At 68.5% G+C, this 12,645-nt stretch carries 10 protein-coding genes; 7 read left to right on the top strand and 3 right to left on the bottom strand.

What is annotated here, in order from left to right; genetic code table 11:
• Nucleotides 1–4: 4 nt before the first annotated feature.
• The gene (locus tag HCA44_RS02200; RefSeq protein WP_169646928.1) at nucleotides 5–541 is read right to left on the bottom strand and encodes a PH domain-containing protein; all 537 of its coding nucleotides are present in this window, start codon (nucleotides 539–541) and stop codon (nucleotides 5–7) included.
• Nucleotides 542–809: 268 nt separating this feature from the next.
• Between HCA44_RS02200 and HCA44_RS02195 the strand changes: the two genes are divergently transcribed.
• From HCA44_RS02195 to HCA44_RS02175, 5 genes are all read left to right on the top strand, one after another.
• A complete protein-coding gene (locus HCA44_RS02195) occupies nucleotides 810–2,744 on the top strand; it encodes an acetolactate synthase large subunit (protein ID WP_169646857.1) in 1,935 nt (644 codons plus the stop codon).
• Nucleotides 2,741–3,244, top strand: coding sequence for an acetolactate synthase small subunit (gene ilvN, locus HCA44_RS02190; protein ID WP_169646856.1), 504 nt, complete (start codon nucleotides 2,741–2,743; stop codon nucleotides 3,242–3,244). The genes HCA44_RS02195 and ilvN overlap by 4 nt, the downstream gene beginning before the upstream one ends.
• A 50-nt stretch (nucleotides 3,245–3,294) precedes the next feature.
• On the top strand, nucleotides 3,295–4,296 hold the full coding sequence (gene ilvC, locus HCA44_RS02185) for a ketol-acid reductoisomerase (protein WP_206037627.1): 1,002 nt from the start codon (nucleotides 3,295–3,297) through the stop codon (nucleotides 4,294–4,296).
• A 309-nt stretch (nucleotides 4,297–4,605) separates the two neighbouring features.
• Nucleotides 4,606–6,198 carry a phosphoglycerate dehydrogenase gene (gene serA / locus HCA44_RS02180; protein WP_169646854.1) on the top strand — a complete coding sequence of 531 codons (1,593 nt, stop codon included), beginning with the start codon at nucleotides 4,606–4,608 and terminating at the stop codon, nucleotides 6,196–6,198.
• 115 nt (nucleotides 6,199–6,313) lie between these two features.
• Nucleotides 6,314–7,324 carry a 3-isopropylmalate dehydrogenase gene (locus HCA44_RS02175; RefSeq protein WP_169646853.1) on the top strand — a complete coding sequence of 337 codons (1,011 nt, stop codon included), beginning with the start codon at nucleotides 6,314–6,316 and terminating at the stop codon, nucleotides 7,322–7,324.
• 18 nt (nucleotides 7,325–7,342) lie between these two features.
• Here HCA44_RS02175 and HCA44_RS02170 read toward each other — a convergent pair whose 3' ends face one another.
• Nucleotides 7,343–8,815: an amidase gene (locus tag HCA44_RS02170; RefSeq protein WP_169646852.1), complete on the bottom strand. Its 1,473-nt coding sequence runs from the start codon at nucleotides 8,813–8,815 to the stop codon at nucleotides 7,343–7,345.
• Between the two features lie 82 nt (nucleotides 8,816–8,897).
• A complete protein-coding gene (locus tag HCA44_RS02165) occupies nucleotides 8,898–10,055 on the bottom strand; it encodes an MFS transporter (protein ID WP_169646927.1) in 1,158 nt (385 codons plus the stop codon).
• A gap of 171 nt (nucleotides 10,056–10,226) precedes the next feature.
• Here HCA44_RS02165 and HCA44_RS02160 point away from each other — a divergent pair, with 171 nt between their 5' ends.
• The gene (locus tag HCA44_RS02160; protein WP_169646851.1) at nucleotides 10,227–11,015 is read left to right on the top strand and encodes a fumarylacetoacetate hydrolase family protein; all 789 of its coding nucleotides are present in this window, start codon (nucleotides 10,227–10,229) and stop codon (nucleotides 11,013–11,015) included.
• Between the two features lie 53 nt (nucleotides 11,016–11,068).
• Nucleotides 11,069–12,550: a glutamate--tRNA ligase gene (gene gltX, locus HCA44_RS02155; protein ID WP_169646850.1), complete on the top strand. Its 1,482-nt coding sequence runs from the start codon at nucleotides 11,069–11,071 to the stop codon at nucleotides 12,548–12,550.
• The last annotated feature ends 95 nt before the right edge of the window (nucleotides 12,551–12,645 follow it).

The following is a 12,645-nucleotide window of genomic DNA, read 5'->3' as shown; positions in this document are numbered from 1 at the left end:
CACGCTACGCGCGGTCGCCGTCGGCCCGATCCGTGGGGGACTGCGCGACCTGGTCTTCAGCGTCGCCCTCGAGTCCCTCGCTCGCGTCGGCACCCGCGTGGGCGCCGCGGTCTGTGGCGTCGGCCGCGGCACGGGCGGCCGCGTAGGGATCGCTGATGCGGCCGCCGCTCGCCTCGGCGAGTTCGGGTACGCGCTCGAACGTGACGAACGGGAGGGTCACCTCGGTGCCGTCGGTACGCGTGGCGCGAGCCCAGCTGCGGTTGCGGAAGCGCACACCCGCGATGTCGTCCCACGCCACCGGGTGTGAGCCGAACAGGGTGCGCGTCGTGATGCCGTCGGTGTCCACCTCCGTGCGGACCCGGGCGACCCAGACGACGGCGACGATCGGGGCCAGGGCGAGCCAGCCGAACGCGATCGGGTTGCCGAAGACGGGAAAGCTGACCGCGAACAGTAGAAACGCGCAGCCCAGGTATGCGAGGCGGCTGCTGCGGAGGACTTGTCGGCGCGGCGCGGCGGTGTGGGATGATGGAGGCGGTGGCACGGGTTGCTGCGGAGTGGACACACCACCATCTTCGCATCGCAGCAGACGTATCTCAGATTCTGGGACAGCCGACCCAACAAGTTGACTGTCTGGTAGTAGCGCGCCTACCTTCGAGTGCGTGAAACAGAACGAGTTGCTCGTAATCGGCAGGCGCGTCGTCGCCTGAGTCGATTCCCTCAACTCATCAGACACGACGCGCCACCCTCGTACAGCATGTGCTGACGGGGGTTTTTTGTTGCCCGGAGTCGGAATCTTAAGGATCAACGAAGTGAGTGCACCCACAGCACGGCCACAGCCCACGCCGCGCAGCAAGTCGGGGTCAGGCGCCCCGACGCCTGCGGTCGCGGCACAGAGTCGCCGGCAGCTCGCCCCCGAGCGGGTCTCCGGCGCTCAGTCCGTCGTCCGATCGCTCGAAGAGCTCGAGGTCGACACCGTATTCGGCATTCCGGGCGGTGCCGTGCTTCCGGTCTACGACCCGCTGTTCGATTCCACGAAGGTGCGCCACGTTCTCGTCCGTCACGAGCAGGGCGCGGGGCACGCGGCCACCGGCTATGCACAGGCGACCGGCAAGGTCGGCGTGTGCATGGCGACCTCGGGCCCGGGGGCCACGAACTTGGTCACCCCCCTCGCCGACGCCCAGATGGACTCGGTCCCGGTCGTCGCGATCACGGGGCAGGTCGGGCGTGGCCTGATCGGCACCGACGCCTTCCAGGAAGCGGACATCTCCGGCATCACGATGCCGATCACCAAGCACAACTTCCTGGTCACCGACGGCGCCGACATTCCGCGAATCCTCGCCGAGGCGTTCTACCTCGCGTCGAGCGGCCGGCCCGGCACGGTGCTCGTCGACATCCCGAAGGACATCCTGCAGGGTCAGACGACGTTCTCGTGGCCGCCGGAGATGCGGCTGCCCGGTTACCGGCCCGTCACGCGGCCGCACGGCAAGCAGGTGCGCGAGGCCGCGCGGCTGATCGCCGAGGCGACGCGTCCCGTGCTGTACGTCGGCGGCGGCATCATCAAGGCCGAGGCGGCGGCCGAGCTGCTCGAGCTCGCCGAGCTGACCGGTATCCCGGTCGTCACGACGCTCATGGCGCGCGGCGGCTTCCCGGACAGCCACCCCCTCAACTACGGCATGCCCGGCATGCACGGCACCGTCGCGGCGGTGGGCGCGATGCAGAAGAGCGACCTGCTCGTCACGCTCGGCGCGCGCTTCGACGACCGGGTCACCGGCCAGCTCGACACGTTCGCGCCCGACGCGAAGGTCATCCACGCCGACATCGACCCCGCCGAGATCGGCAAGAACCGCTACGCGGACGTCCCGATCGTGGGCGACTGCAAGGAGGTCGTGATCGAACTGGTCGAGGCGATCAAGGCCGACCGGGCGACCGGCACCACCACCGATCTCACCGAGTGGATCTCCTACCTGGACGACGTGCGCCGCACGTATCCGCTCAGTTTCGACCGGCCCACCGACGGCATGCTGTCTCCGCAGTACGTCATCCAGGCGGTCGGCCGGCTCGCGGGACCCGACGCGATCTACTGCGCGGGCGTGGGGCAGCACCAGATGTGGGCGGCTCAGTTCGTCGGCTACGAGAAGCCGCGCACGTGGCTCAACTCGGGCGGTCTCGGCACGATGGGCTACGCAGTGCCCGCCGCGATGGGCGCCAAGCGCGGTAGGCCCGACGCCGAGGTGTGGGCGATCGACGGCGACGGCTGCTTCCAGATGACCAATCAGGAACTCGCGACGTGTGCCGTCGAAGGGATCCCGATCAAGGTCGCGCTCATCAACAACGGCAACCTCGGCATGGTGCGCCAGTGGCAGACGTTGTTCTACGACGAGCGGTACTCGAACACCGATCTGCAGACCCACGGCGCGGTGCGCATCCCGGACTTCGTCAAGCTGTCCGACGCGCTCGGCTGCCACGCGATCCGCGTCGAACGCGAAGAGGACGTCGAGGCGGCGATCCGTGAGGCGCAGTCGATCGACGACCGCCCGGTCGTGATCGAGTTCGTCGTCGGTGCGGATGCCCAGGTGTGGCCGATGGTCGCGGCGGGCACGAGCAACGACCAGATCATGGCGGCGCACGGCATCCGTCCTCTGTTCGACGACGACGAGGCGGCCGCCGAGCCTGCCGTCATCCACGAAGCCATGGAACGTGAGGCGCGGGCCGCGCAGGCCGACGCCGGAGAGGACGACCAGTGAGCACGAGCCACACCCTGAGCGTGCTCGTCGAGGACAAGCCCGGCGTCCTCGCGCGCGTCTCCGCACTGTTCTCACGCCGCGGCTTCAACATCGAGTCGCTCGCGGTCGGCGGCACCGAGGTGCCGGAGATCTCGCGCATGACGATCGTGGTGACGGTCGACGAGTTCCCGCTCGAGCAGGTGACCAAGCAGCTCAACAAGCTCGTCAACGTCATCAAGATCGTCGAACAGGACTCCGAGGCCTCTGTCGCGCGTGAGCTGTTGCTCATCAAGGTCCGTGCCGACGCGAGCGTCCGTACGCAGGTGATCGAGACCGTGAATCTGTTCCGTGCCAAGGTGATCGACGTCGCGCCCGAGTCCGTCACGATCGAAGCCACGGGCACGCGGTCGAAGCTGGACGCATTGCTGCGGATGCTCGACCCGTACGGTATCCGCGAGATCGTCCAGTCCGGAGTAGTCGCGGTGGGCCGCGGGCCGAAGTCCATCACCGCCACCCGGTGAAGCTCCACTACTGAAGAAAACAACGAGAGGTAACAACTGTGGCAGTCGAGATGTTCTACGACGACGACGCCGATCTGTCGATCATCCAGGGCCGCAAGGTCGCGGTCATCGGCTACGGCAGCCAGGGCCACGCGCACTCGCTGAGCCTGCGCGATTCCGGCGTCGAGGTCCGTATCGGCCTCAAGGAAGGCTCCAAGTCGCGGGCCAAGGCCGAGGAGCAGGGCCTGGCGGTCGGCACCCCCGCCGAGGTCTCGGAGTGGGCCGACGTCATCATGCTGCTCGCGCCGGACACCGCGCAGGCGCAGATCTTCACCGAGGACATCGCCCCGAACCTGAAGGACGGCGACGCCCTGTTCTTCGGCCACGGCCTCAACATCCACTTCAAGCTGATCGAGGCGCCGGCGAACGTCACCGTCGGCATGGTCGCTCCCAAGGGCCCCGGCCACCTCGTGCGCCGTCAGTTCGTCGACGGCAAGGGCGTTCCGGCGCTCATCGCGGTCGACCAGGACCCCAAGGGTGAGGGCCAGGCGCTCGCGCTGTCCTACGCGAAGGGCATCGGCGGCACCCGCGCCGGCGTCATCAAGACGACCTTCAAGGAAGAGACCGAGACCGACCTCTTCGGCGAGCAGGCTGTGCTGTGCGGCGGCACCGAGGAACTGGTCAAGACCGGTTTCGAGGTCATGGTCGAGGCCGGATACGCCCCCGAGATGGCGTACTTCGAGGTGCTGCACGAGCTCAAGCTCATCGTCGACCTCATGTACGAGGGTGGCATCGCCCGCATGAACTACTCGGTGTCCGACACCGCCGAGTTCGGTGGCTACCTGTCGGGCCCGCGCGTCATCGACGCCGGCACCAAGGAGCGGATGAAGGAAGTTCTGAAGGACATTCAGGACGGCACCTTCGTCAAGCGGCTCGTCGCCAACGTCGAGGGTGGCAACAAGGAGCTCGAGGGGCTGCGCAAGAAGAACGCCGAGCACCCGATCGAGGTCACCGGCAAGAAGCTGCGCGACCTGATGAGCTGGGTCGATCGCCCGATCACCGAGACGGCCTGATTCCGCGTCCGTCGCAGTCTCCGCCCCGGCCCGGTGGCCGTGTTCGCGCTTCGCGCGTGCGCGGCACCGGGCCGGTGTCGGTAGCGGGCGTCCGCGAATGCCGCGGACCTATCCGCACACCTGGTGCCCTGCGAAGATGAGGGCGCACTAAACTCGACAGGTGGTGGGCCACGGCTGACGCCTGCGCACCCGTTCGGCCCTGCTCCGCAGCGAGCGGCCTCCGGCCGCTCGGCAGGACGGCGACGTCGTCGTCCTGGCGGACCGCACCCACCGCACACCAGAGCGCCAACAGATACAGGGAGTTAGCACGTGAGCCAGACCGGCCGACCCGTAGTCCTGATCGCCGACAAGCTTGCACAGTCCACGGTCGACGCACTCGGCGACGGCGTGGAGGTGCGCTGGGTCGACGGTCCCGACCGTCCGGCCCTGCTCGCCGCCGTCCCCGAAGCCGATGCGCTGCTCGTGCGCTCGGCCACCACCGTCGACGCCGAGGTGCTCGCCGCGGCACCGCGCCTGCAGATCGTCGGCCGCGCGGGCGTGGGCCTCGACAATGTCGACATCCCCGCCGCCACCGAGCGTGGCGTCATGGTCGTCAACGCGCCGACGTCCAACATCCACTCCGCGGCCGAGCACGCCGTCGCGTTGCTCATGGCCACCGCGCGCCAGATCCCCGCGGCCGATCGCACGCTGCGCGAGCACACGTGGAAGCGGTCGAGCTTCAACGGCACCGAGATCCTCGGCAAGACCGTCGGTGTCGTCGGTCTCGGACGCATCGGGCAGTTGTTCGCGGCGCGGCTCGCGGCCTTCGAGACCACGATCATCGCGTACGACCCCTACCTGCCGCCGGCACGTGCAGCCCAGCTCGGCATCGAACTGGTCGACATCGACGAGCTCGTTGCGCGCGCCGACTTCATCTCGGTGCACCTGCCCAAGACCAAGGAGACCGCGGGTCTCATCGACGCCGAGCGTCTCGCGAAGGCCAAGGACGGTGTCATCATCGTCAACGCCGCCCGCGGCGGTCTCATCGACGAGGATGCGCTGTACGACGCGCTGGTGTCCGGCAAGGTCCGCGGTGCGGGACTCGATGTCTTCAGCACCGAGCCGTGCACCGATTCCAAGCTCTTCGATCTCGAGAACACCGTCGTCACACCGCATCTCGGTGCGTCCACGTCCGAAGCGCAGGACCGCGCGGGCATCGACGTGGCGAAGTCGGTGCTGCTGGCCCTCGCGGGCGAGTTCGTGCCGGACGCGGTCAACGTCACGGGCGGCCCCGTCGGCGAGGAAGTCGCACCGTGGCTCGAACTGGTCCGCAAGCTCGGCCTGCTCGCGGGCACGCTGTCGCCCGAGGCCGTCCAGACGGTGCAGGTCGTCGCGTCCGGCGAACTGTCGGCCGAGAACGTCGACATCCTGGGACTCGCGGCACTGCGCGGCGTGTTCTCGGCGAGCAGCGACGAAGCAGTCACCTTCGTCAACGCCCCCGCGATCGCGGAACAGCGCGGCGTCAGCGTCGTCGTCGACACGCACTCGGAGGCGTCGACTCACCGCAGCGCGGTCGAGTTGCGTGCGGTCGCGGCCGACGGCGGCGTCACGAGCGTCACCGGTGCCCTGACCGGCCTCCAGCAAGTCGAGAAGATCGTCAACGTCAACGGCCGCAGCTTCGATCTGCGCGCCGAGGGGAAGAACATCGTCGTCCACTACACCGACCGGCCCGGTGTGCTCGGCACGCTCGGCACCGTGCTCGGCAACGCAGGCATCGACATCCAGGCCGCCGCACTCAGCCAGGACGCCGAGGGCGAGGGCGCGACGGTCATCCTCCGCATCAGTCGCGTCGTCGGAGACGCGGACGTCGCGTCGATCGAGTCGCAGCTCGGTGCGCGGGTCGCGCAGGTCGACCTGTCCTGAGCGCCGAACTCACAGGCCGACGGCCGCGATCGTCCCTCCGGGCGATCGCGGCCGTTCCGTGCGGCCGAGCCGCACGCCGATCGTGCGGCACAGCCGCGAGAAAGCGAGTCCAGACATGAAATTGGCGGTCATCCCCGGCGACGGGATCGGTGTCGAGGTCACGGCCGAGGCACTCAAGGTACTGCGCACGCTCGTTCCCGATCTCGAGACGACGGAATACGATCTCGGGGCGCGACGGTACAACGCGACGGGCGAACTGCTGCCCGACGCCGACCTCGACGCGATCCGCGGACACGACGCGATCCTCCTCGGTGCAATCGGCGATCCGTCCGTCATACCGGGCGTACTCGAGCGCGGTCTGCTGCTGAACATGCGCTTCGCTCTCGACCATCACGTCAATCTCCGGCCGGCCCAGCTGTACCCGGGCTCGTCGTCGCCGCTCGCGGCGAACCCCGACATCGACTTCGTGGTGGTCCGCGAAGGCACCGAGGGGCCGTACACCGGCAACGGCGGCGCGATCCGCGTCGGCACGCCGCACGAGATCGCGACCGAGGTGTCGATCAACACGTGGTTCGGCGCCGAACGTGTCGTGCGGTACGCGTTCGCGCTCGCGCAGTCACGGCGGGGACACCTCACGCTGATCCACAAGACCAACGTGCTCTCGAATGCCGGCGCGATCTGGACGCGCGCCGTCGAGACCGTCGGCAAGGAGTACCCGGACGTCACGACCGACTACTGCCACATCGATGCCGCGACGATCTACATGGTCACGGACCCGTCGCGCTTCGACGTGATCGTCACCGACAACCTGTTCGGCGACATCATCACCGACCTCGCGGGTGCGGTCACGGGTGGTATCGGCCTCGCCGCGTCCGGGAACATCGACGCGTCGGGCACGAACCCGTCGATGTTCGAGCCGGTGCACGGCAGCGCCCCCGACATCGCGGGCCAGGGGATCGCCGATCCGACTGCGGCCATTCTGTCGGCAGCGCTGCTGCTGCGGCACCTCGGCCGCGAGGACGACGCCGCGAAGATCGAGCGCGCGGTCGAAGCCGATCTCGCATCGCGGGGCGACGGACCGGTCGTCACGACCGAGGTCGGCGACCGCATCGCTGCCGCACTCTGATTCGCCGCGGATCCCCTGTCACGCAGTGGCGGGGGACCCGGGGGCGTCCGCGTTCGCGAGGAGTGGCCACGGCCTCGCCTCCTCGAGTTCGAACGCGAGCTCGAGGAGGGTGCGCTCGTCGCCGCTCGCCGCGGAGAAGTGCGACGCAAGCGGCATTCCGTTCGCGGTGCGGTGCAGCGGTAGCGCGATCGCCGGGCCGCCTGCGGCGTTGTTGAGCGGCGTGTACGCCACGTGCGCGACCAGACGCGTGAACAGTTGATCGAAATCCTGTGCGGGGGAGAGGTATCCGAGCTTCGGTGTCGTTCCGCTCACGACGGGCGAGAGGACGACGTCGAACCGCTCGGTGACCGCCGCGTACGCACGCGCGCTGCGCCGCAACTCGCGCAGCACCCGCGGGGTGCGGCCGATGTTGTTGCGGTACAGCCGGTACAGGCCCTGCGTGAGGGTGTCGGTGCGCGTGCGGTCGAAATCGCGGCCCATGGTTTTGCCCGTGGTCGTGATCAGGAAAGCCAGCATCCCCCAGTAGATTTCGAATGCCTCTGCGAAGGCCGGGCCCACGGGGAGCGCGGCATCCTCGACGTGATGCCCGAGTCCCGCGAGTAACTCGGCGGTCGAATGGATCGCGGCGCGCGTCTCGGCGTCGGGGCTCGCGGTGAGCGAGTCGGTGACGACACCGATCCGCAGCCGCGTAGGCGACGCGCCCAGCACCCGGCGTACCGGCGGCAGCTTCTCGTTGCGGGAGTACACCTCTGCCGCGGCGAAGAAGTTGGCGGTGTCGCGCACGGTGCGGGTGACGACTCCCTGTGTCACCAACTGCACCGGCATCATGCGGTCCATGCGCTCGGCGACGAACCGACCCCTCGTGGGTTTGAGTCCCACGAGACCACACGCGGCGGCCGGAATCCGGATCGATCCGCCGCCGTCGTTCGCGTGCGCGAACGGCACGACACCCGCAGCGACGAGTGCGGCGGAACCGGACGAGGATGCGCCCGACGAATAGTCGGTGTTCCACGGATTACGTACGGGCAGAGCGTCGACGAACTCGCCCGTCGCGTTGAATCCGAACTCGGGCAGTCGGGTCTTGCCGAGGCTGATCGCGCCCGTCGACGCGAACTGCCGCACGAACGGGCCGTCGTGTTTCGCGGGCGCCGGCGTGAATGCAGCGCTCCCGTGGCCCGTGGGCAGGCCGCGCACCTCGACATTGTCCTTGATCACCGTCGGCACGCCCGCGAAGGCTCCGGTGCCGCGAACGCCTGCCCGCGCGCGTGCGTCGTCGAAGACGGTGGTCACGAATGCGCCGAGGGTGTCGGCGACGGCATCGGCACGTGCGATCGCGGCGTCGACCGCCTCACGGGCCGTGAGGTCTCCCGCGGCGATCGCGTCGGCCACCCCGGTGGCGTCGAGGGTGCCGAGTGCGTCGTCGCGGTACGCGTGTACCACGGGTGCGGGTTGTGGTGGCTGGGTCGACGGCGAGTCTTCGCGTGCGCTCATGTGGTCGAGCGTAGAGGCATCGCGGGGCGCTCGGTGACCGACCTCACATCCGCACTGGGGACGTGTGTGTGGCCGACGGCTGTCAGAGGGTGTCGCGGGACGGGTCGTCGGCAGGCACCACCGGCACGGCAGCCGCGGGAAGCAACGCGGACGCCGCGAACGCGAGCGGATAGCCGACTGTGGCGATGAGCGCGCCGAACACGGGCGGAACCGCGGCGGCGACGAGGAACTGGCCGGTGTTCTGCGTGCCCAGTGCCCGTCCGCTCCAGTACGGTCCTGCGATTTCGGCGACCGCTGTGAACGCGAGCCCGTTCGGTGCGACGGTCGCGATCGACGCGAGGACGAGGGCGACGATCGACCACGGCGAGTCCGCCGCGTCGAATGCTGCGAGGGCGCCCATCGTGACGGCGCCGGCGAGCGCGACCGCCCGGAGCGGGCGCATGCGGCTGCCGACTCGATCGGACCACTGTCCCGCCGCGACCCTGCCGAGTGCGCCCAGCACCTGGATTGCGGTGATGAGCGCCCCGGCGGAGGGCGCCGACCATCCGCGCTCGGAGACGAGCCACACGAGCGCGAACGTCCACACCGTGTACTGGGGCACGACCAACAGTGCCGACGCGGCATGGATCCGCCACAGTGCCGGGCGCGTGCGGTACGGGTTGTCGAGCATGCCGAGCTCGGCTGCCGCGCTGCGCGCCGGTCGTGGTGGATCGACCACTCCCACAGCGCAACTGAGTGCAGCGAGCGCGCACAGCGAGGTGGGGACCGCGAGCGCCCAGCCGATGCCGTGGTCGTGCGCAAGCGTCGGCACTGTGAGCGATGCACACGCGATGCCGACGGGAAGCGACATCTGGCGAATTCCCATGGCGAGGCCCCGCCGATGTGCAGGGAACCAGCCGACGACGACGCGCCCGCTCGCGGCATTCGCCGAGGAGGCGGCCATGCCACCGACGAGGAGGAAGGCCCCGACCGCCCACAGCGGGCCGGACAGGGCAGCGCCGAGGCCTGCGGCGGCGGTCAGTCCGAGTCCGGTCGCGAGTACGGCGCGTTCGCCGTACCTGTCGGCGAGTCCGCCCCACACGATGAGCGTCGCCATGACGCCCACCGTGGGCGCCGATACCAGCAGGCCGGTGTGCGCGAGGCTCAACCCGTGCGTGCGCTGCAGCTCGGGGATGAGGAATGCCACGCCGTTGACGAACACCGCCTGCGCGGCCTGCGCGAACATGCCGAGCGCGAGCATCGTCCATCTGCGTGAGGTGGGCGGCGGAACGGTCTCCACGGCAACCCCGATCGTCTTGAAGGAATCCCAGTAGATGGGAATTGAGTCTCACTGTGTGGGTAGAGATGCCGAGTCTATACCGACTGCCGCGATGGAGGAAGGTGACGGCGCGGCGGCGGATAGACTCACGGCATGCGTCTAGGTCGAATTGCGAGTCCCGACGGTGTCGCCTTCGTGAGCATCGAGGGTGAAGAAGCGGATGCCGCACACATGACGGCACGGGAGATCGCCGAACATCCTTTCGGTACGCCCACGTTCACCGGGCGCAGCTGGCCGCTCGCCGACGTCAGGCTGCTCGCGCCGATTCTCGCCACGAAGGTCGTCGCGGTGGGTAAGAACTACGCCGCACATGCCGAGGAGATGGGTGGCGCCGCCCCCGAGGATCCGGTGATCTTCCTCAAACCGTCGACCTCGATCGTCGGGCCGGGAGCGCCGATCGTGTTGCCGCCGTCGTCCGAGCGCGTCGACTACGAGGGTGAACTCGCGGTCGTGATCGGCAGGCCGTGCAAGGACGTTCCGGCCGCGAAGGCACTCGACGTCGTGCTGGGATACACCGTCGCGAATGACGTCACCGCGCGCGATCAGCAGAAGTCCGACGGGCAGTGGACGAGGGGCAAGGGGTACGACACCTTCTGTCCGCTGGGTCCGTGGATCGAAACGTCCTTGGATGCTTCGGATCTGGACGTCAAGACCGAACTCGACGGAGTCGTGAAGCAGAGCAGTAACACCGGCCTGCTGCTGCACGACGTGCCGAAGATCGTCGAATGGGTCTCGGCCGTCATGACGCTGCTGCCCGGCGACGTGATTCTCACCGGCACGCCCGAGGGAGTCGGTCCGATGACCGACGGTCAGAGCGTGAGCGTTTCGGTGTCCGGCATCGGGACGCTCATGAATCCGGTGGTGCGCAAGTCGGGACGCTGATCCGGCGCTAGCCTGTAGGGGTCCGTCTCGCACCCTGTCGACCGAAGTGAGTCATGACCACCGCAAGCGAAGTTCGCGTCCGTTTCTGCCCGTCGCCCACCGGTACGCCCCACGTGGGGCTCGTCCGCACGGCGCTGTTCAACTGGGCGTACGCCCGGCACACCAAGGGCACGTTCGTGTTCCGTATCGAAGACACCGATGCGGCGCGCGACTCCGAGGAGTCGTACGCGGCTCTGCTCGACGCGTTGCGCTGGCTCGGGCTCGACTGGGACGAGGGCCCCGAGGTCGGCGGTCCGTACGGGCCGTACCGTCAGTCGGAGCGGCGCGACCTCCATCTCGACGTGGTCGCCAAGCTCCTCGAGGCCGGCGAGGCGTACGAATCGTTCTCGACGCCCGACGAGGTCGAGGCGCGTCACCGCGCGGCGGGCCGGGATCCGAAGCTCGGATACGACAACTTCGATCGCGATCTCACGCCCGAGCAGCGGCAGGCATTCCTCGACGAGGGACGCAAGCCGGTCGTGCGGCTGCGGATGCCCGACCACGACCTCACCTGGCACGATCTCGTGCGCGGTGAGACCACCTTCAAGGCGGGCACGGTGCCCGACTTCGCGCTCACCCGCGGCAACGGCATCCCGTTGTACACGCTCGTCAACCCGGTCGACGATGCGACGATGAACATCACGCACGTGTTGCGCGGCGAGGATCTGCTGTCCTCGACACCGCGTCAACTCGCTCTCTACGAAGCGCTCGAGCGTATCGGTGTCGCGAAGTTCACACCCGCGTTCGGTCATCTGCCGTTCGTGATGGGGCAGGGCAACAAGAAGCTGTCCAAGCGTGACCCCGAGTCGAATCTCTTCATCCACCGTGAGCGCGGGTTCGTTCCGGAGGGACTGCTCAACTACCTGGCACTGCTCGGGTGGGGCATCTCGGACGACCACGACGTCTTCTCGCTCGACGAGATGGTCGAGGCGTTCGACATCTCGAAGGTCAACTCGAACCCCGCGCGCTTCGATCAGAAGAAGGCCGACGCGATCAACGCCGAGCACATCCGGCTGCTCGCTCCCGCGGAGTTCGCACGGCGGCTCCGCGCGTACCTCGCGGAGTACTACGGCCTCGTCGAGGTCGACGAGGAACTCTTCGTCAAGGCTGCCGAGCTCGTGCAGACGCGCATCGTGGTGCTGTCCGACGCGTGGGGACTGTTGAAGTTCCTCTTCACCCCCGACGACGTGTTCGAGATCGATCCGGCGGCGGCCGACAAGAACCTCGGCGCCGACGCGGTGCCGGTTCTCGACGCAGCGATCGGGGCACTCGAGGGCGTCGACGACTGGCGCGCTGCCGCCCTCGAGGACGCGCTCAAGTCCGCGCTCGTCGACGGGCTCGGTCTCAAGCCTCGTAAGGCATTCGCGCCGGTGCGCGTCGCTGTCACCGGCTCGCACATCAGCCCGCCGCTCTACGAGTCGCTCGAACTGCTCGGCGCACCCGCCACGATGGGACGTCTCGCGGCGGCGCGAGATCGTGCGCGCGCGTTGTCCTGAACAGCTGCTGGCGTCGGTCGGTGCGAAAGGGCTTCTGACCTGACGATTTGGTAAACCGGCCGGGTGTGCTGGTAATCTTCTCTTCGGCCCGAGCG

The sequence above is a fragment of the Rhodococcus sp. HNM0569 genome (assembly GCF_012726205.1).
Lineage (GTDB): Bacteria > Actinomycetota > Actinomycetes > Mycobacteriales > Mycobacteriaceae > Rhodococcus_F.
The sequence above is the reverse complement of the archived record's forward strand: the minus strand, read 5'-3'. Positions and strand labels throughout refer to the sequence as shown.